This is a genomic window from Serratia sp. Ser99 (genome assembly GCF_024519545.1).
GTDB classification, from domain to species: Bacteria; Pseudomonadota; Gammaproteobacteria; order Enterobacterales; family Enterobacteriaceae; genus Serratia; species Serratia liquefaciens.
Genome location: NZ_JALJRT010000016.1, coordinates 26474 through 48671, shown reverse-complemented (window position 1 = coordinate 48671; position 22198 = coordinate 26474). Strand labels below are relative to the sequence as shown.

Annotated in this window: 22 protein-coding genes; 12 read left to right on the top strand and 10 right to left on the bottom strand. The window is 57.0% G+C overall.

All coding sequences use genetic code 11. The features are described from left to right. The first annotated feature begins 83 nt into the window (after nt 1-83). From NR114_RS22630 to cysM, 5 genes are all read left to right on the top strand, one after another. The gene (locus tag NR114_RS22630) at nt 84-1106 is read left to right on the top strand and encodes a sulfate ABC transporter substrate-binding protein (protein WP_020828000.1); all 1023 of its coding nucleotides are present in this window, start codon (nt 84-86) and stop codon (nt 1104-1106) included. Continuing rightward, entirely contained in the window at nt 1106-1936 is an 831-nt protein-coding gene (gene cysT, locus NR114_RS22625; protein ID WP_234529598.1) for a sulfate/thiosulfate ABC transporter permease CysT, read from the top strand. The genes NR114_RS22630 and cysT overlap by 1 nt, the downstream gene beginning before the upstream one ends. Continuing rightward, nucleotides 1936-2811, top strand: a complete 876-nt coding sequence (gene cysW / locus NR114_RS22620; RefSeq protein ID WP_020827998.1) for a sulfate/thiosulfate ABC transporter permease CysW — start codon at nt 1936-1938, stop codon at nt 2809-2811. Before cysT ends, cysW begins: the two co-directional genes overlap by 1 nt. Beyond that, complete coding sequence (cysA, locus tag NR114_RS22615) at nt 2801-3889, top strand: sulfate/thiosulfate ABC transporter ATP-binding protein CysA (protein ID WP_234529599.1); 1089 nt, start codon at nt 2801-2803, stop codon at nt 3887-3889. The genes cysW and cysA overlap by 11 nt, the downstream gene beginning before the upstream one ends. 84 nt (nt 3890-3973) lie before the next feature. Then, the gene (gene cysM, locus NR114_RS22610) at nt 3974-4855 is read left to right on the top strand and encodes a cysteine synthase CysM (RefSeq protein ID WP_234529600.1); all 882 of its coding nucleotides are present in this window, start codon (nt 3974-3976) and stop codon (nt 4853-4855) included. A 3-nt stretch (nt 4856-4858) separates the two neighbouring features. On the opposite strand, the gene NR114_RS22605 is transcribed toward cysM, so the two are convergent. Next, nucleotides 4859-6811, bottom strand: coding sequence for a MacB family efflux pump subunit (locus NR114_RS22605; protein ID WP_234529620.1), 1953 nt, complete (start codon nt 6809-6811; stop codon nt 4859-4861). A gap of 2 nt (nt 6812-6813) precedes the next feature. Continuing rightward, on the bottom strand, nt 6814-8007 hold the full coding sequence (locus NR114_RS22600) for an efflux RND transporter periplasmic adaptor subunit (RefSeq protein WP_234529601.1): 1194 nt from the start codon (nt 8005-8007) through the stop codon (nt 6814-6816). A 174-nt stretch (nt 8008-8181) separates the two neighbouring features. On the opposite strand from NR114_RS22600, the gene NR114_RS22595 reads away from it, so the two are divergent. Then, a complete protein-coding gene (locus NR114_RS22595; protein WP_020827993.1) occupies nt 8182-8862 on the top strand; it encodes a response regulator transcription factor in 681 nt (226 codons plus the stop codon). Nucleotides 8863-8867: 5 nt separating this feature from the next. Continuing rightward, nucleotides 8868-10184 carry an ATP-binding protein gene (locus NR114_RS22590; RefSeq protein ID WP_234529602.1) on the top strand — a complete coding sequence of 439 codons (1317 nt, stop codon included), beginning with the start codon at nt 8868-8870 and terminating at the stop codon, nt 10182-10184. Between the two features lie 264 nt (nt 10185-10448). Here NR114_RS22590 and crr read toward each other — a convergent pair whose 3' ends face one another. The 3 genes from crr to ptsH are packed head-to-tail and all read right to left on the bottom strand — an operon-like array spanning nt 10449 to nt 13039. After that, nucleotides 10449-10958, bottom strand: coding sequence for a PTS glucose transporter subunit IIA (crr, locus tag NR114_RS22585; protein WP_012146162.1), 510 nt, complete (start codon nt 10956-10958; stop codon nt 10449-10451). Nucleotides 10959-11007: 49 nt separating this feature from the next. Then, nucleotides 11008-12735 carry a phosphoenolpyruvate-protein phosphotransferase PtsI gene (ptsI, locus tag NR114_RS22580; protein ID WP_020827991.1) on the bottom strand — a complete coding sequence of 576 codons (1728 nt, stop codon included), beginning with the start codon at nt 12733-12735 and terminating at the stop codon, nt 11008-11010. 46 nt (nt 12736-12781) lie between these two features. Continuing rightward, nucleotides 12782-13039, bottom strand: coding sequence for a phosphocarrier protein Hpr (gene ptsH, locus NR114_RS22575; RefSeq protein WP_004936458.1), 258 nt, complete (start codon nt 13037-13039; stop codon nt 12782-12784). Nucleotides 13040-13146: 107 nt separating this feature from the next. On the opposite strand from ptsH, the gene NR114_RS22570 reads away from it, so the two are divergent. Next, on the top strand, nt 13147-13296 hold the full coding sequence (locus tag NR114_RS22570; RefSeq protein WP_020827990.1) for a hypothetical protein: 150 nt from the start codon (nt 13147-13149) through the stop codon (nt 13294-13296). A 138-nt stretch (nt 13297-13434) separates the two neighbouring features. Here the strand turns inward: NR114_RS22570 and cysK are convergent, their stop codons facing one another. Both cysK and cysZ read right to left on the bottom strand, forming a co-directional pair. Beyond that, entirely contained in the window at nt 13435-14403 is a 969-nt protein-coding gene (gene cysK, locus NR114_RS22565; protein WP_128864650.1) for a cysteine synthase A, read from the bottom strand. Nucleotides 14404-14587: 184 nt separating this feature from the next. Next, nucleotides 14588-15349: a sulfate transporter CysZ gene (gene cysZ, locus NR114_RS22560; protein ID WP_020827988.1), complete on the bottom strand. Its 762-nt coding sequence runs from the start codon at nt 15347-15349 to the stop codon at nt 14588-14590. A 221-nt stretch (nt 15350-15570) separates the two neighbouring features. On the opposite strand from cysZ, the gene zipA reads away from it, so the two are divergent. From zipA to NR114_RS22545, 3 genes are all read left to right on the top strand, one after another. Next, nucleotides 15571-16569, top strand: a complete 999-nt coding sequence (zipA, locus tag NR114_RS22555; RefSeq protein WP_020827987.1) for a cell division protein ZipA — start codon at nt 15571-15573, stop codon at nt 16567-16569. A 78-nt stretch (nt 16570-16647) separates the two neighbouring features. Further along, nucleotides 16648-18669: an NAD-dependent DNA ligase LigA gene (gene ligA / locus NR114_RS22550; RefSeq protein ID WP_020827986.1), complete on the top strand. Its 2022-nt coding sequence runs from the start codon at nt 16648-16650 to the stop codon at nt 18667-18669. Further along, nucleotides 18669-18884: a DUF3820 family protein gene (locus tag NR114_RS22545; RefSeq protein WP_020827985.1), complete on the top strand. Its 216-nt coding sequence runs from the start codon at nt 18669-18671 to the stop codon at nt 18882-18884. The genes ligA and NR114_RS22545 overlap by 1 nt, the downstream gene beginning before the upstream one ends. Nucleotides 18885-18918: 34 nt before the next feature. Here NR114_RS22545 and NR114_RS22540 read toward each other — a convergent pair whose 3' ends face one another. Further along, complete coding sequence (locus tag NR114_RS22540; protein WP_041414803.1) at nt 18919-19911, bottom strand: bile acid:sodium symporter family protein; 993 nt, start codon at nt 19909-19911, stop codon at nt 18919-18921. Nucleotides 19912-20007: 96 nt separating this feature from the next. Here NR114_RS22540 and NR114_RS22535 point away from each other — a divergent pair, with 96 nt between their 5' ends. After that, nucleotides 20008-20928, top strand: a complete 921-nt coding sequence (locus tag NR114_RS22535; RefSeq protein WP_122079957.1) for a LysR family transcriptional regulator — start codon at nt 20008-20010, stop codon at nt 20926-20928. A 1-nt stretch (nt 20929) separates the two neighbouring features. Here the strand turns inward: NR114_RS22535 and NR114_RS22530 are convergent, their stop codons facing one another. Further along, nucleotides 20930-21406 (bottom strand): FlxA-like family protein, encoded by a 477-nt coding sequence (locus NR114_RS22530; protein WP_020827982.1) that lies wholly within the window; start codon nt 21404-21406, stop codon nt 20930-20932. Between the two features lie 59 nt (nt 21407-21465). After that, complete coding sequence (locus tag NR114_RS22525) at nt 21466-22014, bottom strand: nucleotidyltransferase family protein (RefSeq protein ID WP_115058363.1); 549 nt, start codon at nt 22012-22014, stop codon at nt 21466-21468. Nucleotides 22015-22198: the final 184 nt, after the last annotated feature.

Here is a 22198-nt window from a genome sequence, read left to right as displayed (position 1 = left end):
TTACAGCTCCGCACCTAGTTATAAATACACTGGTCAACATCAGGGCGAAAGCCCGGCGGATTGATTCAGCTATAAGGTGCACAATGAAACAAACACGGGTTAAAAATTTCATGCTGAAAGGATGGTTGGCGGCGGCGCTGTTAGCCAGCGGTACCGTTTCGGCCGCTGAGCTGCTGAACAGCTCCTATGACGTTTCCCGTGAATTGTTTACCGCGCTGAACCCGGGTTTTGAACAGCAGTGGAACCAGCAGCATCCGGGCGACAAGCTGACCATCAAACAATCTCACGCCGGCTCTTCCAAGCAGGCGCTAGCCATATTGCAGGGGTTACGTGCCGACGTCGTGACCTACAACCAGGTGACCGATGTGCAGATCCTGCACGATCGCGGCCAACTGATCCCGGCTGACTGGCAGGCTCGTTTACCGAACAACAGCTCACCTTTCTATTCCACCATGGCTTTCCTGGTGCGCAAGGACAACCCAAAAGGCATCCATAGCTGGAACGATTTGGTGCGCGACGATGTGAAGCTGGTGTTCCCAAACCCGAAAACCTCCGGCAACGGCCGTTATACCTATCTGGCTGCCTGGGGAGCCGCCAGCCAGGCTGACGGCAACGATCAGGCCAAAACCCGTGCCTTTATGACCCGTTTCCTGAAAAATGTGCTGGTGTTTGACACCGGCGGTCGCGGTGCGACCACTACCTTTGTGGAACGCGGCCTGGGTGACGTGCTGATCAGTTTTGAGTCGGAAGTGAACAATATTCGCAAGCAGTATGGCGAAGACAAGTATCAGGTGATCGTGCCGCCGGTCGATATTCTGGCGGAGTTCCCGGTCGCCTGGGTCGACAAAAACGTGGAAAGAAACGGCACTGAACAGGCCGCCAAAGATTATTTGAATTACCTCTACAGCCCGGCTGCGCAGCAGGTGATCACCAGCTTCTACTATCGCGTGTATGACAAGCAGGCGATGGCGGCCGCGAAGGGCCAGTTCCCGCAGACCAAACTGTTCCGTGTAGAAGATCAGTTTGGTGGCTGGCCACAGGTGATGAAGACGCATTTCTCTACCGGTGGCGAGTTGGATCAACTGTTAGCGGCAGGGCATAAGTAATGTTGTTGTCCAACAAACGGGTTCTGCCTGGGTTTGGTCTCAGTCTGGGAAGCAGCCTGTTTTACACTTGCCTGATCCTGCTGCTGCCGCTCAGCGCACTGGTGATGCAGCTGGCGCAGATGAGCCTGGCGCAATATTGGGAAGTGGTTTCCAACCCGCAGGTGGTTGCCGCCTATAAGGTCACGTTGCTGGCGGCGGGCGTCGCCAGCTTGTTCAACGCGGTGTTCGGCATGCTGATGGCCTGGATCCTGACTCGCTATCGTTTTCCGGGGCGCACGCTGCTGGACGGCCTGATCGACCTGCCGTTTGCGCTGCCGACGGCGGTGGCTGGTTTGACGCTGGCGGGGCTGTTCTCCACCACCGGGTGGTATGGCCAATGGTTGGCGCATTTTGACATCAAGGTGACGTTCACCTGGCTTGGTATCGCGGTGGCGATGGCCTTCACCAGCTTGCCCTTCGTGGTGCGTACCGTTCAACCGGTGCTGGAAGAGCTGGGGCCCGAATATGAAGAGGCCGCTGAGACCCTGGGCGCAACCCGCTGGCAGAGTTTTCGTCGCGTGGTGATGCCGGAGTTGGCACCGGCGCTGCTGGCCGGTACGGCCATTTCCTTTACCCGCAGCCTGGGCGAGTTTGGTGCGGTGATTTTCATCGCCGGCAACATCGCCTGGAAGACGGAAGTGACCTCGCTGATGATTTTCGTTCGTCTGCAGGAGTTCGATTATCCGGCGGCCAGTGCGATTGCCTCGGTGATCCTGGCGGCTTCGCTGCTGTTGCTGTTCAGCATTAACGTTCTGCAAAGCCGCTTTGGCCGACGCATCGGGGGGCACTGATGGCGGATATCTCTGAGTTCAACGGCGTCGAACGCCCGCGCGTCAATTGGGGCAAGTGGACGCTGATCGGTATCGGCGTGCTGTTTTCGGTATTGCTGCTGGTGGTGCCGATCATTTCGATTTTCGCCGAAGCCTTTTCCAAGGGCGCTGGCGCGATGTGGAGCAACCTGGTCGATCGCGACATGTTGCACGCTATCTGGCTGACGGTGCTGATTGCCCTGATTACCGTGCCGTTCAACCTGGTGTTCGGCACCTTGTTGGCCTGGCTGGTGACGCGGTTCACTTTCCCGGGCCGCCAGCTGCTGCTGACGCTGATCGACATCCCGTTTGCCGTTTCACCGGTAGTGGCGGGGCTGATTTACCTGCTGTTTTACGGCAGCAATGGCCTGCTGGGCGGTTGGCTGGATGCGCACAATATCCAGATCATGTTCTCCTGGCCTGGCATGGTGTTGGTGACCATTTTCGTGACCTGTCCGTTCGTGGTGCGTGAGCTGGTGCCGATGATGCTGAGCCAGGGTAGCCAGGAAGACGAGGCCGCCATTTTACTGGGCGCTTCCGGCTGGCAGATGTTCCGCCGGGTGACGTTGCCGAACATTCGCTGGGCGCTGCTGTACGGCGTGGTGCTGACCAACGCGCGCGCCATTGGCGAATTCGGCGCGGTGTCGGTGGTGTCCGGTTCTATTCGCGGCGAGACCTTTAGCCTGCCGCTGCAGGTCGAGTTATTGCAACAGGATTACAACACTGTTGGCTCCTTTACCGCCGCCGGGTTACTGACCCTGATGGCGATAGTGACCCTATTTTTGAAGAGTGGCCTGCAATGGCGTCTGGAACGTCAAAATGCACGTCTCGAGCGGGAGGAAAGTCATGAGCATTGAGATTAACGGTATCAACAAGTTCTTCGGTCGTACCAAGGTATTGAACGATATCTCGCTCGATATTGCCTCCGGTGAGATGGTGGCGTTGTTGGGGCCGTCGGGCTCCGGCAAAACCACGCTGCTGCGCATTATCGCCGGGCTGGAAAACCAGAGCGGCGGAAAGCTGGGCTTCCACGGCACCGACGTCAGCAATGTGCATGCGCGCGATCGCCGGGTGGGTTTCGTGTTCCAGCATTACGCGCTGTTCCGCCATATGACGGTGTTCGACAACATTGCCTTTGGCCTGAGCGTGCTGCCGCGTCGTGAGCGCCCGAATGCCGCGGCGATCAAACAAAAAGTGACCCAACTGTTGGAGATGGTGCAACTGGGTCATTTGGCCAACCGCTATCCTTCACAGCTTTCCGGCGGCCAGAAGCAACGCGTAGCTTTGGCTCGTGCACTGGCGGTAGAGCCGCAGATTCTGCTGCTGGACGAACCTTTTGGTGCGCTGGATGCCCAGGTGCGTAAAGAACTGCGCCGTTGGTTGCGTCAGTTGCATGAAGAGCTGAAGTTTACCAGCGTATTCGTCACCCACGATCAGGAAGAGGCGATGGAAGTGGCCGACCGCATCGTGGTTATGAGCCAGGGCAATATTGAGCAGGTAGGTTCGCCGGAAGCAATTGTCCGCGAACCGGCCAGCCGCTTTGTGCTGGAGTTCATGGGCGAAGTGAACCGCCTGAGCGGCGAAATCCGCGGCTCGCAACTGTTCGTCGGCGCGCACCAGTGGCCGCTGTCGTTCCAGCCGATGCATCAGGGCAGCGTGGATCTGTTCCTGCGGCCTTGGGAGATGGAAGTGGGCACCGAGAGCAGCGAACGCTGCCCGTTGCCGGTGCAGGTGCTGGAGGTTAGCCCGCGTGGCCACTTCTGGCAGATGACCGTTCAGCCGATCGGTTGGCACCAGGAACCTATCAGCGTGGTGTTGCCTGACGGCAACGAGCCGCCGGTTCGCGGTGGCCGTTATTACGTCGGCAGCCTGAATGCGCGCCTGTACGCTGGCGATCGGCTGCTACAACCTGTTGCGTTAGCTAAAAGCGCCTGATAGTTTTTACCTCCCAACATCATTTTAAAGGCAACCCTGGGGTTGCCTTTTTACATTACGCACTTCAACACACAGGCAAAGCACGTGATAACGCTCGAACAATGCATCGGCAATACCCCGCTGGTAAAATTACAACGTCTGGCCGCAGGACTGGGCAGCGAGGTTTGGGTCAAGCTGGAAGGCAATAATCCGGCGGGCTCGGTGAAGGACCGTGCCGCGCTGGCGATGATCCAGCAGGCGGAATTGCGCGGTGAGATAAAACCCGGTGACCGGCTGATTGAGGCCACCAGCGGCAATACCGGCATTGCGCTGGCGATGATCGCGGCGTTGAAAGGCTACGCTTTGACGCTGCTGATGCCGGAAAACATGAGTCTGGAACGCCAGGCGGCGATGCGCGCCTACGGGGCCGAGCTGATCCTGGTCAGCCGGGAAGTGGGCATGGAAGGGGCGCGTGACCTGGCGTTGGACATGCAGAATCAGGGGCAGGGCAAGGTGCTGGATCAGTTCAACAATCTGGACAATCCCTACGCCCACTTCACCACCACCGGCCCGGAAATCTGGCAGCAGAGCCAGCAGCGGGTCACCCATTTCGTCTCCAGCATGGGCACCACCGGCACCATTACCGGCGTGGGCGGCTACCTGAAGAGCCAAAATCCGCAGGTGCAGATCATTGGCTTGCAACCGGCGGAAGGCAGCAATATTCCCGGTATTCGCCGCTGGGCACCGGCTTATCTGCCGGGTATTTTCCGCCCGGATCTGGTGGATCAGGTGTTGGATATCGAGCAAACCGACGCCGAGCAGACCATGCGTCAGCTGGCGCAGCGCGAAGGCATTTTCTGCGGCGTCAGCTCCGGCGGTGCGGTGGCCGGTGCGTTGCGGATCGCAGCGGCGAACCCGGGTAGCGTGATTGTGGCGATCATCTGCGATCGCGGCGATCGCTACCTCTCCACCGGCGTTTTCGGTTGAGGGTTACTCCCTTTCCAACGCATGTATCGGATCCATCCCGGCAGCGCGTCTTGCCGGGAAGAAGCCAAAAATCACCCCGATCAGCGTCGAACAGATAAACGCGGCGACAATGGACTCGGTGGAATACACCATCGTGAAATTGTCGCTGAATTGACTGAACACCACGCCAATCCCCAGCGACAGCAGAACCCCCAATGTGCCGCCCAGCAGGCACACCAGTACCGCCTCAATTAAAAATTGTTGCATGATGTCGCTGGCGCGGGCACCGACCGCCATACGCACGCCGATTTCGCGGGTGCGTTCGGTCACCGACACCAGCATGATATTCATTACCCCAATGCCACCCACCACCAGAGAAATCAATGCGATCATCGACACCAGCAGCGTCAGGGTGGCGGTGGTTTTCTCAATGGTTTGGCGAATGCTGTCGGTATTCATCACAAAGAAGTCCTTGCCGCCATGGCGCTGGCTCAGCAGACGGGTGACGCCGTCTTCGGCGCTGGTGAGATCGATATCGTCGTTCACCCGCACGGTGATGCTTTTCAGGTAGCTCTGGCCCAGCATGCGTTTCATGGCGGTGGTGTAGGGGATCCAGACGTTCAGATTCTCGTCGCTGCCGAAACCGCTCTGTTTTTTGGCTGCGACGCCGATAATGCGACACGGCAGCGAGCCGAGCAGGATCACTTCGCCAAGCGGGTTGGCGCCGTGAGGAAACAGTTTGTTGCGGGTGTTTTCGTCAATCACCGCTTCCTGCATCAACTGATCGACGCTATGGCGGTTAAACGCCATGCCGCTGTCGATGCTGTAACCGCGCACCAGAAAATACTGCTCACCGACGCCATTGACCGTGCCGCTGACCGACTGATTGCCATAGCGGAAGGTGGTGCTGCTTGAAACGGTCGGTGTGACGCTGTGAACGTAGCCCTGCTGCGCCAGCGCATCTGCGTCGGTGGCCCGCAGCGTCTGTACTGCAGCAGAACGCATATCGCCGAAATCTTTGCCCGGATAGACCTCCAGCGTGCTGGTGCCCATGGCGTTGATGTTGGCCAGCACCTGCTGCTGAGAGCCTTTGCCCAGCGCCACCACCGATACCACCGAGGCGATGCCGATGATAATGCCGAGCATGGTCAGCAGGGTGCGCAGGCGTTGGGAGGCCATCGCCAGCAGCGCCATTTTGAATGCTTCGTACAGGCGATCGCGTTGCGATTGCCAGCGGCTGACGGCGTTATCCAGCGCTATCGGTAGGCGTGCCACGGTGTGGGCCGTTGTTTTCCGTCGGTCGGCGACAATCTCGCCGTCACTAAGCTCAATGATGCGCTGAGCATGTTCGGCAACTTGCATATCGTGAGTGACAATCACCACCGTATGGCCGCGAGCGTGCAGGTCTTTCAGGATGCTCATCACTTCTTGCCCGCTGTGGCTGTCCAGCGCGCCGGTGGGTTCGTCTGCCAAGATTACCTCGCCACCGTTCATCAATGCGCGAGCGATACTGACGCGTTGCTGCTGGCCACCGGAAAGCTGGCTGGGACGATAATTCAACCGTTGCGCCAGGCCGAGCCTTTGCAGCAGATCGGCGGCGCGTTGTTGGCGTGCGCTGCGGGCATGGCCGGCATACACCGCAGGGACTTCCACGTTGCCTTGGGCGCTAAGATCCCCCAGTAAATGATAGCGTTGGAAGATAAAACCGAAATGTTCGCGGCGCAGTTCGGCCAGGCTGTCGCGATCCAGCTGTGCGGTACTGCGGCCGGCCACCTGATAATCCCCTTCGCTTGGGCGATCGAGGCAGCCGAGAATGTTCATCAAGGTTGATTTACCCGAGCCGGAGGCGCCCACGATGGCCACCATCTCGCCTTGGGCAATGCTGAGGTTGATCTCCTTGAGCACGGTGACGTTTTGGTCACCGGCCTGAAAACGGCGGCTGATACCGTGCAGTTGCAGTAGGGGTTGTGAGGCCATCATCACATCCCCATCGGTGGCGGGCCCATACGACGGGCGGGGCTTTGGCTCGTGGCATTGGCCTGGCTGACGATCACTTTCTCACCGGCCAACACGCCGCTGATAATCTGTGCGTCGACGTTGTTATTGATACCGACCTTGACCGGACGGCGGGCGATATTGCCCTGCTTATCCACCACCTGTACCCAGTCGCCTTCCAGCGCGGTAGCCGGGATCACCACCGCATTTTCCGCTTTGGCCAACACGATATACACCTGCGCAGTCATTGAGATGCGCAGCGCGCCGTCCGGGTTTGCCACATCAAACAGGCCGTTGTAGTAAATCGCGGTGCTGGAGCTGGACGTGCTGCTGGACGTGCTGGTGCTGGTCGAAGTGGTTTCGTCGTTGATCGAGTCTGGTGCCGGCTCTATGGCCCGCAGCTGGGTGCTATAACGCTTGCCCGGTTCGCCGAGGATGGTGAAATAGACCGGCATGCCGGTTTTCACCTTGACCACATCGGCTTCGGAAATTTGCGCTTCGACAGTCATGGTCGCCAACTGAGCGACTTTGACGATGGTGGGGGCGCTTTGGACTGCGTTCACCGTTTGGCCTTCTTCTACCGGTAAGGCGACGATGGTGCCGTCGATCGGCGAGGTGATTTTGGTGTAACCGAGGTTAACCTGCGCGGTGTTGACCGCGATTTGCGCCTGAATGATCTGCGCATCCAGCGCGTTGATATCGGCGCGGGTGGCAATCAACGTGGCCTGAGCGCTGTCCAAATCTGCGCGGACCCCGACGCCACGCGCCACTATGGCCTGCTGGCGCTGATAAACCAGCTGATTGTTGTGCAGCGCCGCCATTTTGGACGCGCGCTGTGCCTGAACGTTCTTCAATGCCGCTTCCGCGTCCCTCAGGGCATTCTGCTGGGTTAAGTCATCAATCTCAGCCACTCGCTGGCCTTTATGCACTTTGTCGCCCAGCGACACGTACAGGGCCTTAATCTGGCCCGATACCTGAGCGCCGACGCTAACCTGTTTTTGCGCTTCTATCGTACCGTCGGCCAGCACCGTTTGTTCCAGGTCACGGGTTTGTGCTACCGCAGTGATATACCGGGGCGTTTCTGTAGCGTCGTGGGATCGGAAGTAGAGAAATAGGGCGATAGCGGCCACAATAACAGTGGGCGGCAGATAGCGTTTTAAGCGTTGAAACGATGGCATGAGGAGAAGCTTCCCTGGCATAAAGCGTGGCGAAAATCTGTTGGCACTAATTTAACGCGCCGTCGGCCGGGCTGCGGTTAAGTGGCATTCAGGAATATGTAAGGATTGAGTAAAACCGGCTGCGAAGCAGGCAAATAGGCGTGAAAATGACGAAAATCCGCGAAGGAGCAAGGCATGAAAATTTTATTGGTCGATGATGACCTCGAGCTCGGCACCATGCTGAGTGAATATCTGACTGGCGAAGGTTTCAATGCCACGCTGGTACTGACCGGCAAAGCGGGCGTGGAAGGCGCACTGTCTGGCGATTACACCGCAATGATCCTCGACATCATGCTGCCGGACATGAGCGGCATCGACGTGCTGCGCGACGTGCGCAAAAAGAGCCGCATGCCAATCATTATGCTGACGGCCAAAGGCGACAATATCGACCGGGTCATCGGGTTGGAGATGGGGGCCGACGACTACATGCCCAAGCCATGCTATCCCCGTGAGCTGGTGGCACGCCTGCGTGCGGTGCTGCGTCGTTTCGACGAGCGCCCGGAAGAAGTGGACGACGAAATTGCCATTAACTTCGGTGAGCTGACCCTCAACCCATCGACCCGCAGCAGCGAATGGCGCGGTAAACCTTTCGATCTGACCGCTTCCGAATTCAACTTGCTGGAGCTGTTGCTGCGCGCGCCTGAACGCGTGGTATCAAAAGACGAGCTATCGGAAAAAGGGTTGGGGCGCCCGCGCGAAGCCTATGACCGCAGCGTTGACGTTCACATCAGCAATATTCGCCAGAAGTTGGGGGCGTTGACGGATAACGCGCTCAGCATTGAAACGGTGCGCAGCATCGGCTACCGCATTCGGTAATGGCCATGCGCGGAAGACTATTCTGGAAAATCCTGCTCGGTTTCTGGCTGACCTTTATCATCATGACCCAGGCGCTGTGGGTCGCTTTTTCTTTGTATGGCGATCGCTATGAGCCGCCGGAAAACGCGATGGCCCGGCGTGCGGTTACGCTGCAACTGACTTCGGCCGCCACCCAATTGCGCGAGGGCGGACTGCCGGCATTGAATGCCATGCTGAAAGACTGGTCGGATGATGACCGACGCTTGCTGTCCGTAACGCCGATGGCGCAGCCGCCTGCAGCGGAGGAACCGGTATTTGAGGGGCGCCGCAGGTTAAAGGAGGTGACTGCGTGGGTGAAAGATTCGGGTGGCACGGGCTATCTGTTGAGTTACGACATGCGGGCCCTGCGGGAAGAATATAGCCCGAACCGGCGTCCGCACGTGTTCAATATCCCTATGCCGATGCTTTGGGTGGGGGGGCTGGCGGGGCTGCTGTTCAGTACGGTACTGGCCTGGAACCTGACCCGGCCGATGCGTAAGCTGCGGGATGGTTTTGACCGCGTAGCTCAGGGCGACTTATCGGTGCGTTTGTTCCCGGCGATGCGCCGGCGGCATGATGAACTGTCCGAGGTAGCGCGCGATTTTGACAGCATGGCCGAACGGCTGGAGCTGTTGGTCAGCGCTCGCGAACAGTTGTTGCATGACGTTTCGCACGAGCTTCGTTCACCGTTGGCCCGGTTGCAGTTGGCCATTGGCCTGGCGCGGCAAAATGCAGGCAACGTCGAGAACTCGCTGCAACGCATTGAGCATGAAGCGGGGCGTCTGGATAAAATGATTGGCGAACTATTGGCGCTGTCACGTGCCGAGAGCAACAGTCTGCCGGACGAAGAGTATTTCGATCTGTACGGGCTGGTGGATGCGGTAGTGAGCGACGCGCGTTACGAAGCGCAAATCCCTGGCGTCGAGATTGTGCTGCAGGCCAGTTCGGACGTGGAATATACCGTTAAGGGCAATGCCGAGCTGATGCGGCGCGCGGTGGATAATATCGTGCGCAACGCGTTACGTTTCTCCAGCCATGGTCAGCGGGTGACGGTAGTGTTGACGCTAATCGACCAACTGTTCCAAATAGAGGTCAGCGATCAGGGGCCTGGGGTAGAAGAGTCGAAGCTTTCCAGCATCTTTGATCCGTTCGTCAGGGTAAAATCGTCGATGTCGGGCAAGGGTTACGGACTGGGACTGGCGATCACCCGCAAGGTGGTGCTGGCACATGGCGGACAGGTTGAGGCGCGCAACGGCGAACAGGAAGGATTGGTGATTACTCTGCGCATTCCGCGTTGGCAGTAATAACACCCTTCGCCTTTAGAACCGCCGCGTTGTTGGTTGGCTGCTCGTGCGCACACCAGTCACTTACTTGAGTAAGCTCCTGGGGATTCACCCGCTTGCCGCCTGGCTGCAATTCGAAATTCGTTGGGTATTCTCAGTTTTGCAATAGGCGTTATCGGTGCAGGCAGTTTGAAAATGCCTCGGAGTGTACGTGCAGTACATACTGATTCAGCCTGGTGACATAAAAAAACGGCGCCAAGGGCGCCGTTCTTATTTCATTCGCAATTACTTCTTGATGCGGATGATTGGGGTCTCACCAACGGTTACGTTACCGGTCAGTTTGATCAGCTCTTTGATCTCGTCCATGTTGGAGATAACCACCGGCGTCAGGATAGACTTGGCTTTCTCTTCCAGCAGGGCCAGGTTGAACTCGATAACGACGTCACCTTTCTTGACGCGCTGGCCTTCTTCAGCGATGCGTTTGAAGCCTTCGCCTTTCAGTTCAACGGTGTCGATACCGAAGTGGACAAACAGCTCGATGCCGCTGTCGGATTCGATAGAGAAAGCATGGTTGGTTTCGAAAATTTTACCGATAGTACCGTCAACCGGGGCAACCATTTTGTTGCCGGTAGGTTTGATGGCAATACCGTCGCCAACGATTTTTTCAGCAAATACTACGTCAGGCACATCTTCGATATTAACGATTTCGCCAGAAAGTGGAGCTACGATCTCGATAGTGCCCGTGTCTTTCTTGTCATCAGAAACCAGAGATTTCAGTTTATCGAACAAACCCATGATCTTCTCCTAAGCATTAAATTGGGCGGCGTTCCAGTGTCGTGGAAGTTTAGCAGAGCGTCTTTTCTTCGATGAATTTATTCACGCAATTCATCAGATCTTGCGCCGTTGGCTGTGCCAAGGCTTGCGCTGCCAACGCCTTCACATCTTCGAAATTAGTATTACGAATAATTTTCTTGATGCGCGGGATTGAAATCGCACTCATGCTGAACTCATCCAGCCCCATGCCCAATAACAACAGTGTAGCACGCTCATCGCCAGCCAGTTCACCGCACATACCGGTCCACTTGCCTTCTGCATGAGATGCATCAATAACCTGTTTGATCAGGCCAAGCACTGATGGGGACATCGGGTTATAGAGATGAGAAATCAGCTCATTGCCGCGATCTACCGCCAGAGTATACTGGGTTAGATCGTTTGTCCCAATACTAAAGAAGTCGACTTCTTTCGCCAGGTGATGAGCAATCACTGCCGCGGCCGGTGTTTCCACCATTACGCCCACTTCAATGGTCTCGTCAAAGGCCTTGGATTCTTCACGCAGCTGCGCCTTCAGCGTCTCGATTTCACCTTTCAGATCGCGGACTTCTTCCACGGAAATGATCATCGGGAACATGATGCGCAGTTTGCCGAACGCGGAAGCGCGCAGGATGGCGCGCAGTTGCGCGTGCAGGATTTCTCTGCGGTCCATGGCGATACGAATCGCGCGCCAGCCGAGGAACGGGTTCTCTTCTTTCGGCAGGTTCATGTACGGCAGGTCTTTGTCGCCGCCGATGTCCATGGTACGGACGATCACGGCCTGTGAGCCCATGGCTTCCGCAACGGCTTTGTAAGCCTGGAACTGCTCGTCTTCAGTCGGCAGTGAATCGCGGTCCATGAACAGGAATTCGGTACGATACAGGCCAACACCTTCTGCGCCGTTGCGCTCTGCACCGGCGACGTCGCGCACGGTACCGATGTTGGCACAGACTTCAACCTGATGACCGTCCAGCGTAATCGCCGGCAGATCTTTCAGCTTGGCCAGATCGTTTTTCTCGGTGACGTACTGGTTCTGTTCGGCTTTCAGCTGATCGATAACGTCAGCGGTCGGGTTAACGTAAATTTTGTTGTTAACCGCATCCAGAATCAGATAGTCGTCGTTCTTCACCTGCTTGGTCACGTCGCTGGTGCCTACGATTGCCGGCAATTCCAGGGAGCGAGCCATGATGGAGGTGTGGGAAGTCCGGCCGCCGAGATCGGTAATGAAGCCCAGCACTTTGTCCAGGTTCAACTGTGCGGTCTCAGACGGGGTCAAATCGGTAGCGACCAGGATAACTTCGTCCTGGATGGCGCTCAGATCGACGATAGCCAGGCCCAGAATATTCTGCAGCAGGCGTTTACCGATGTCGCGTACGTCAGCCGCACGCTCTTTCAGGTATTCATCGTCGAGTTCTTCCAGTGCTTTCGCCTGGCCTTCGATGATGGTGTAGGCCGCAGCGTCTGCAGAAGCCAACTCATCTTTGATTAGGGCTATGATTTCCTGCTCAAGCTCTTCGTCTTCCAACAGCATGATGTGGCCTTCGAAGATAGCTTCTTTCTCTTCGCCGAAGGTTTCGCCAGCTTTGGTCTTGATCGCTTCCAACTGCTCGGACGCTTTGGCGCGGCCGGCAAGAAAACGTGAGACTTCCTGCTCTACATCATCTGCAGAGATTTTCTTCCGGTTGATGACAATTTCATCTTCTTTCAGTAGGAGAGCCTTACCAAAAGCGATACCCGGTGATACTAAAATGCCTGAAATCATAACCCTACCTTACTCTTGACTGGTGTTAACTAAGAAGACGGGCCGATTACTCAAGCTCTGCCATCAGTTTTACCAAGTGCTCAACGGCTTTCTGCTCGTCTTCACCTTCAGCGGAGATGGTCACTACGGTCCCTTGAGTCAGCCCCAGAGTTTGCAGTTTGAACAGGCTTTTGGCGCTGGCGCTTTTCCCGTTAGAGGTCACGGTGATGTCAGAAGTGAAGCCTTTGGCTTCTTTAACGAACTGAGCGGCAGGGCGAGTGTGCAGACCATTCGGAGCGGTAATAGTAACTTCTTGCTGGAACATTGATGTTTCCCCAACTTATTGGTGTGTCGTGGAGCTAAAGTTTAGCCCAAGGGTATGACTTTAGCTTGTCTGGTTAGCGCCTGACTATGGTACAGGGGCGAGCATTGATGCAACAGAAAACGACGAGTTTGGCACTTCAGATCAAAAAATTTGGCTTCCGCCGTCGTTTCAATCCGCGCTTCATTATGCCGTGTTTAACGCATCAGCGACAAATGAGTAAATCGATTCAGCCTAAACAAGAAATGAAGGGCGATTAATTTTGCGCATCGAAATAATGCACCGTTAAATACTAAAGCTGACGGGTAAAATCAATCTTTGACTGCTATAAACTTTGATCCAGCCCACAAAAAAGCACCCCGAAAGGTGCTTTTTTAGCGATTTATGCGCGGCTGGCACTACTGTTGCAATTCTTGCTCGGTGAACAAATCGGCGAACAGGGCGGTGCTCAAATAACGTTCGCCGGAAGACGGCAAAATCACCACGATAGTTTTGTCGGCGAACGCCGGTTCTTCGGCCAATTTCACCGCTGCGGCTACCGCGGCACCGGAGGAAATGCCCGCCAGGATGCCTTCTTCGTCCATCAGGCGGCGCGCCATGCTGATGGCCTCGTCGTTGGTGATTTGTTCCACGCGGTCCACCAGATCGAGATCCAGGTTGCCGGGGATAAAGCCTGCGCCGATGCCCTGAATTTTGTGCGGGCCCGGTTTGATTTCTTCACCCGCCAGCGCCTGGCTGATGACCGGTGAATCGGTTGGCTCCACCGCCACGGTGGTGATCGCCTTGCCCTTGGTGTTTTTGATGTAGCGGCTGACACCGGTCAGCGTGCCGCCGGTACCGACGCCGGAGATGAATACGTCAACTTCGCCATCGGTGTCGTCCCAGATTTCCGGGCCGGTAGTTTGTTCGTGGATCGCCGGGTTAGCCGGGTTGCTGAACTGCTGCAGGATGATGTAGCGGTTCGGATCGGTGGCGACGATTTCTTCCGCCTTGGCGATCGCGCCCTTCATGCCTTTTGCACCTTCGGTCAGTACCAGGTTGGCGCCCAGCGCTTTAAGCAGCTTGCGGCGTTCGATGCTCATGGTTTCCGGCATGGTCAGCGTCAGCTTGTAGCCACGCGCCGCGGCGACGAACGCCAGCGCGATGCCGGTGTTGCCGCTGGTCGGCTCCACCAGTTCTTTACCGGCGACCAAAATGCCACGTTTTTCTGCGTCCCAAATCATATTGGCACCGATGCGGCATTTAACGCTAAAGCTGGGGTTGCGTGATTCAACCTTGGCCAGAATGCGTCCGTTGCCGATACGGTTCAGACGAACCAGCGGCGTATGGCCGATTGTTAATGAGTTGTCTTCATATATCTTGCTCATAGCCCGTCCTTTAACTCTATGAAAAATGTGGGGAACGTCGAAAGCATACGCTAACAGTACCGGCAGGGAAGTAAAGAATTGGTATATCTATATGTTATTAGGAAATAAGTTTTAAGCACAAGGATAAGGGCGCAAATTGCGCGCCCTGTCGAAGAATTAATCGTAATGCGGCCAATAAAACGGCTCAGGAACGGACGAATTGTGGGCGATAACGATCGACCCACATGGCGGTGGCACCGCAAACCGCGACCGGCAGGATCACCAGGTTAAGGATGGGGATCATGGTGAACAGGCTGACCATGGCGCCAAACTGCAGGTTGTCGGTTTTATGCTGGCGCAGCGCGCGACGCATATCGGCAAAGCTTACCTTATGGTTATCGAACGGGTAGTCGCAATACTGGATGGCCAACATCCAGGCGCTGAACAGGAACCACAGCACCGGCGCCACCGTTTGGCCGATGCCCGGGATGAAATAGAGTATCAACAGCACCAGCGCGCGCGGCAGGTAGTAGGCCAGCTTGCGCCATTCGCGCGCCATAATGCGCGGCAGATCTTTCACAATGCCAAAAATGCCGGTATCCGGCAGCGGTTTGCCGGTCAGGCTGCCTTCCAACTGTTCGGCCAGCAAGCCACAGAACGGGGCGGCAATCAGGTTGGTAATGGTGCTGAACAGATAGCTGAACACCAACAGGACGGAAATCACCGCCAGAGGCCACAAAACGTAGCTTAGCCACTGCAGCCAGGTCGGCACATGGCTCATCATGCTAGGGATCCAGTCACCAAGCTGACTGAACAGCCACCAGAAGGCGGATCCCATCAACAGCACGTTGACCAGTAACGGCAAGACGACATAGCGTTTAATCCCCGGGCGTGAAATCAGGCGCCAGCCTTCGGCAAAATAATGAAGGCCGCTGGTGGAGTGAGAAGGTGACTGCGAATAGGACATATCTTAAGTTATCTCTTTGTCTGAACAGGCATCGCTATCATATCGGGATGATTTTCTACTGGCTAGGGTGACATTGGCTGAAAAAACAGCAAAAAAAGGCAGAATAATCATCTTTATTGGCATAAAGTTCAGCACGGACTTGCACTTGTGTGCTTGGGCAAATAGAGTTAAAGAGTGAATGTTTGCCGCGGTGGCAATGTATTGGAACAACAGAGATAGCAATGATGCAGGATTTGCGTCTGATATTAATCGTTGTTGGCGCGATCGCCATAATAGCGTTGTTATTGCACGGTCTTTGGACCAGTCGTAAGGAACGCTCATCGCTTTTTCGCGATCGCCCAGCCAAACGTTCCAAAAAGGAACGTGAACAATCCCCGATCGACGATCTCGATGAAGGCGTGGGAGAGGTGCGTGTACGCTCCGCTCACCCGCAAGATGAGCCGTCCTTTGGTCATTTTGATGCCGCTCGCGAAGAACCCGTGGTTGCGCCCAAGCCCGCTCCGGCGGCTGAGCCAGCACCGCGTGCCGTTCAACCGGCTGCTCATCAGTCTCCGCCACCGCTGTCTCAGCGACCGGATTATGATGACATCCTGCTGGACAACTACGCGCAGGATGAAGACGACGAGCCGCAGCAGCCTGCGCCGCGCCGTGAACCGCGCGTTGACGATCTGCCGCCAGTGGCGCATGCAGCGGAGCCGGCGTTCCACGCCGAACCTGCTCATCAGCCACAGCCGGAAGAGAAGCCAGCGGTGGTGCACGAGCCTCAGCCTGCACCTGCTGCCGTCAAACCGGCAAAACTGAAAGAAACCGTACTGGTGCTGCACGTTACCGCACATCAGGGTGGCGTAATCGGCGGCGAAGTTCTGCTGCAGAGCGTGCTGCAGGCGGGCTTCCAGTTTGGCGAAATGGGCATCTTCCATCGCCATATCAGTCCGGCAGGCAGCGGTCCTGTGCTGTTTAGCCTGGCGAATATGGTTAAACCAGGGTCTTTTGATCCTGAGATGATGTCCGATTTCTCGACGCCGGGCGTATCGATGTTCATGATGGTGCCGTCGTATGGCGACGCTAATCAGAACTTCAAGCTGATGCTGCAGTCGGCACAGCGGATCGCCGACGACGTGGGTGGTGTGGTGCTGGACGACGAGCGCCGCATGATGACCCCGCAGAAGCTGGAAACCTACAAAGCGCGCATTCGTGAAGTGTTGGATAACAACGACTAAACGGCTGCTACGCGCACTGAACATCCGTAACAACAAAGCCCCCGCCTGCCGGGGGTTTTTTATCTTTGATGGTGAGCCATGGAATCGATAATCCAACAAATCAATCAACTACGAGCCTCACTGCGCCATCACGAATATCAATATCATGTGCTTGACGCGCCGGAAGTTCCGGATGCGGAATACGATCGCCTGATGCGTGAACTGCGCGAGCTGGAAAGCGCACATCCTGAGTTGATCACCGCCGACTCTCCCACCCAGCGCGTGGGCGCGGCTCCTTTGGCGGCGTTCGATCAGGTACGCCATGAAGTGCCGATGCTGTCGCTGGACAACGTTTTTGACGAAGAGAGCTTCCTGGCGTTCTACAAGCGGGTGCAGGATCGCCTGAAGAGCAGCGAGCCGCTGACCTTCTGCTGTGAACTGAAACTGGACGGCCTGGCGGTCAGTTTGCTGTACGAAGACGGCGAGCTGGTGCGCGCTGCCACGCGTGGCGACGGCACCACCGGTGAAAACATTACCTCCAACGTGCGTACCATCCGCGCCATTCCGCTGCGTCTGACCGGTGACAACATCCCGCGTCGGCTGGAAGTGCGTGGCGAAGTCTTTATGCCGCAGGCCGGTTTCGAGCAGATGAACGAAGAGGCGCGTCGCAAAGACGGCAAAATCTTTGCCAATCCGCGTAACGCCGCCGCCGGGTCGATCCGTCAGCTTGATCCGCGCATCACCGCCAAGCGTCCACTGACCTTCTTCTGCTATGGCGTTGGCCTGCTGGAAGGGGGCGAATTGCCGCGCAGCCACTGGCAGCGGCTGATGCAGTTCAAAGCGTGGGGCTTGCCGGTTAGCGATCGCGCCAAATGTTGTACCGGCAGTGACGAGGTATTGGCATTCTATCGTCAGGTTGAGCAAGACCGTGCGCAGCTCGGCTTTGATATCGACGGCGTGGTGGTGAAGATCGACGATATCGATCTGCAAGAAACGCTCGGCTTTGTGGCGCGTGCACCACGTTGGGCAACGGCGTTCAAATTCCCGGCGCAGGAACAGATTACCCTGGTGCGCGAGGTGGAGTTCCAGGTTGGTCGTACCGGGGCTATTACCCCCGTGGCGCGCCTGGAGCCGGTGCTGGTTGCCGGGGTGATTGTCAGCAACGCCACGCTGCACAACGCCGACGAAATTGAACGTTTGGGCCTGCGCATTGGCGACACGGTGATCGTGCGCCGCGCGGGTGATGTGATCCCGCAGGTGGTTGGGGTGATGACCGATCGCCGCCCTGCAGACGCGCGTGAAGTTGTATTCCCGCAACACTGTCCGGTATGCGGTTCCGATGTCGAAAGAGTCGAAGGCGAAGCGGTGGCACGCTGCACCGGCGGGCTGATTTGCGCCGCGCAGCGTAAAGAAGCACTGAAGCATTTCGTTTCCCGCAGAGCGTTGGACGTCGACGGCATGGGTGACAAAATCATCGAACAGCTGGTGGAAAAAGAGTACGTCAAGAACCCGGCCGATCTGTTCCGCCTGTCCGCCGGCATTCTCACCGGGTTGGATCGCATGGGGCCGAAATCAGCGCAGAATCTGGTCAACGCGCTGGAGAAGTCCAAGCAAACCACCTTCGCCCGCTTCCTGTACGCGTTGGGCATCCGTGAGGTCGGTGAAGCCACGGCCGCCAATCTGGCCGCGCATTTTGGCACGCTGGAGAAGCTGTTTGCGGCTGACATCGAGGCTTTGAAAGAAGTGCCTGACGTCGGTGAAGTGGTAGCGAAACACACGCGGCATTTCCTGGACGAGGAGCTTAACCAGAAGGTTATCAATGAACTGATCAGCGACGAAATAGGCATCAACTGGCCGGCGCCGGTGGTGATAGTGGCGGACGAAATCGACAGCCCGTTTGCCGGTAAAACCGTGGTGCTGACGGGCTCGTTGAGCCAGCTTTCACGCGATGAGGCCAAAGATCGCCTGACGGCGTTGGGCGCCAAGGTCAGCGGCAGCGTCTCGAAGAAAACCGATTTGGTGATTGCCGGGGAAGCCGCCGGTTCCAAGCTGGTGAAGGCGCAAGAACTGGGCATTGCGGTGATCGACGAAGCGGAAATGATCCGCCTGTTGGGTGCCTGATGGAAAAAGAGAACCTGCTGGAAATCGCCAACACCGTGATGCCGTTCGGCAAATACCAGGGGCGGGTGCTGATTGACCTGCCCGAGGAGTACCTGCTGTGGTTTGCTCGCAAGGGGGAATTCCCGAACGGCAAACTCGGCATGCTGATGGAAATGACGCTGGCGATTAAAATCGAAGGGCTCGACCACCTGGTCAAGCCGCTGAAGAAAAGTTGAGTAGCCGGGCGCGGCAATCGTCGCGCCCGTTTGATTATCCCCGCGCCGTTTCGGCGTTTGGCACCGCCTGTTTTTCCTGCTGTTTCTTTTGATAGCGCCGCGCCAGCACGGCGCAGGTCATCAGCTGTACCTGGTGGAACACCATCAGCGGCAGCACCATAATCCCCACGGTAGCGGCCGGGAACAGGATATTAGCCATCGGGATACCGTTCGCCAGGCTTTTCTTCGAACCGCAGAACACGATGGTGATCTCATCGGCTTTACTAAAGCCCAGCCAGCGCGCCATGTAAGTGTTCACCACCAGCACGATCGTCAGCAGCACCAGGCTGGCGACGATGATAAACACCAGCGAACCCAACCCGACCTGATGCCAGATACCGTGGGTGACGGCTTCGCTGAAGGCCGCGTAAACCACCAACAGGATCGAAGTCTGATCGGTCTTGCCAATCAGCTTACGGTTGCGTTCAATCCATTTACCAATCAGCGGGCGCGACAGGTGACCGGCCACAAAGGGCACTAACAGCTGCAGGACGATGGAACCCACCTGCTGCAGGCTGCCGGTTTCACCGTGAACGTTCATCAGCAGCCCCACCAGCAGCGGCGAAACGAAAATCCCCAACAGGCTTGACGCTGAAGCGCTGCATACCGCCGCCGCCACGTTGCCACCTGCCAGCGAAGTAAAGGCGATGGCCGATTGCACGGTGGCGGGCAGAATGCACAGATAAATAAAGCCGGAATACAGCTCCGGGCTGACGTTGACCGGCGACCACCATTTAAACAGTACGCCCAGCGCCGGGAAAATAATGAAGGTGCTGAACATCACCCACAGATGCAGCCGCCAGTTGTTGCTGCCGGCCAGAATGGCTTCGCGCGACAGCTTGGCGCCGTGCATAAAGAACAGCAGGGCGATGGCGGCGATGGTCAGTGCATTCAGCCAGCCGACGAACTCGCCGCGCGCAGGCAGGAACGAAGCCAGCAGCACGGTGGCGATCAACGTCAGGGTAAAGCGATCGGGCAAGAATCTCATGGCGGCGTACTCGGATGAAAAATCAATGCGCCCATTGTCGCGCGGCGGGATATAATAATTAAATTGATTTATTTAATTCATTTATGAATAAAAAACATGAATTACTCGATTAAGCAGCTCAAGGTGTTTGTCGCCATTGCCCGCCACCGCAGTTTCAGCCGGGCCGGTGAGGCCATTGGTCTGACGCAGTCGGCGGTCAGCCACAGCGTGAAAGAGCTGGAAGCGGAGGTCGGCGTTCGCCTGCTCGATCGCACCACTCGCGAAGTGGTACTAACCGACGCCGGACAGCGGTTGGCCAACCGCGTTGAGCGCTTGCTGGATGAGCTGCAGTCGTCATTGCTGGATGCGCGCAGCTTCGGCGTGCAGCGCAGCGGTACGGTACGGGTGGCGTCCAGCCAAACCATCTCCGCACACCTGATGCCGCAGTGCATTGCGGCAGGGGAAAAGCAGTATCCGGATATTCGCATTATGCTGCGCGATCAGGCACAGCAACAGGTCCTGCACAGCATTCGCAACGCCGAAGTGGATTTTGGCATCGTGGTGGATCCGGTCCAGGCGGTGGATCTGGACTGCGAACCCATCCTGCACGAACCCTTCCTGCTGCTGTGCCGTAACGATCACCCCTTCGCCGGGCTGGCCGAGGTGCACTGGTCGGCGCTGAACGGCAGTCGTCTGGTATTGCAGGACTATGCGTCCGGTAGCCGGCCGCTGATTGACAGCGCGTTGCGTCAGCAAGGCGTGGAAGCGCAGGTGGTACAAGAGATAGGCCACCCGGCAACGTTGTTCCCGATGGTGGCGGCAGGTATCGGCATCAGTATTTTTCCTGCGCTGGCGTTACCGCTGCCGGAAGGGGGGCAATTAAAGGTGCGTCGGCTGATGCCGGAAATCAACCGCGCACTGATGCTGGTCCGGCGTAAAAACCGTTCGCTGACACCCGCGGCGGAAGCCATCTGGCAAGTGGTTGGCCAACAGGCGGCATTGTTGCAGCAGCAACGCCGACAACAAGCGGACTACTGAGTCAGATATACACGTCCACGGCGTTGGCCGCCGTCGGGCGGTTGATGCCATCGCCCTTGGCAGGGACAATGCTCTCATTGGCCTTGGCCATCTGCTCGGCCTGCTGTTTTTCCATCTCTTCTTTTTGAATCCGCGCGATCTCGGCCTGCAGCATCTTGATCTGCGCCTGGATCAGCTGTTTCTGTTTTTCGATCTCTTTGGGATCGCTGTCCGAATCTTTCAGATCCACCAGTTTTTGTTGCAGAGCCTGAATCTGTTTGTTCAGCACTTTGATGCGCGCTGAAGCGCTGCTGTCGGAAACGCTAACCCGGTCGCTCCCGCCCGCCGCTTTGGTTTCATTAGACTTGTCGCCTTCAGGTTGCTGATGTACCGGCTTGGCCATCAGCACTTGGCCTGTATTACCGGGGGCGCTAAAAACGTTGCTGACGCCGGGTACGGTATTTTTCACCGGAACAATCATGGTGATGCTGGTCGACATAATGCTCTCCCTGAGTCTTGATATGGCTACTCAGGGTATCGGCAGCCTGGGGAAAAACTTTACCCGCGAATTTGCCGCAGGCGCGGCCATCGTTGTAACCAGCCTTTGCCGACAACCCGCTGTTCATAGGCATCGAGGTCGCCGTTTTTGGCATTGAAGGTAATAGTGTCGGCAAACAGCCCCTCGAGACCGAACGGCGCGACCAGCGTAATGCTGTCATCTGCATTCAGGCGTGCACCCACGGCCGTTTCCACCTCGGTCCAAAAGCTGATGGCGTCTTCGCTATTGCGATAAGGAGCCCGACCGCTACGCAAATGCATACGCGCCTGGTTTTTCACCGACCAAGGCTGTGGCAGCCACTCTTGCAGCCGCGTTTCCAGCATGTGGTCACGTTCCGCTTCCGGGCGCTGTGGGTCGAAATGGATCACGTCGATGTCGTTGAGCGGCGTAGACGTAACGTAACCGTGGCGCTGATCCCACACCAGATTGCGCACAAAACCGGCCCCCAGGCACCAGTCATTCAGCCCGAGTCGTCGCGCGGTGCGCAATGCCATCATTCTTTCGTTATCTTGCTGTAACCATTGGATAATTTTCTGCTGCAGACTCATTACCGCTCCTTAGTTGCGGCTACTGTAACCCGAAGCGACCGCAGGCGGAATGCCGTGCATGATTTTAGTGCACGCCACTGCAGCGTGGATAGCCCGAGATATGGGGGCAATAGGCTGATTTCCGGCAAAACATAATTTCACACGCCCACTGACTACACTTGGTACAGGGTTTGCAACTTCCACC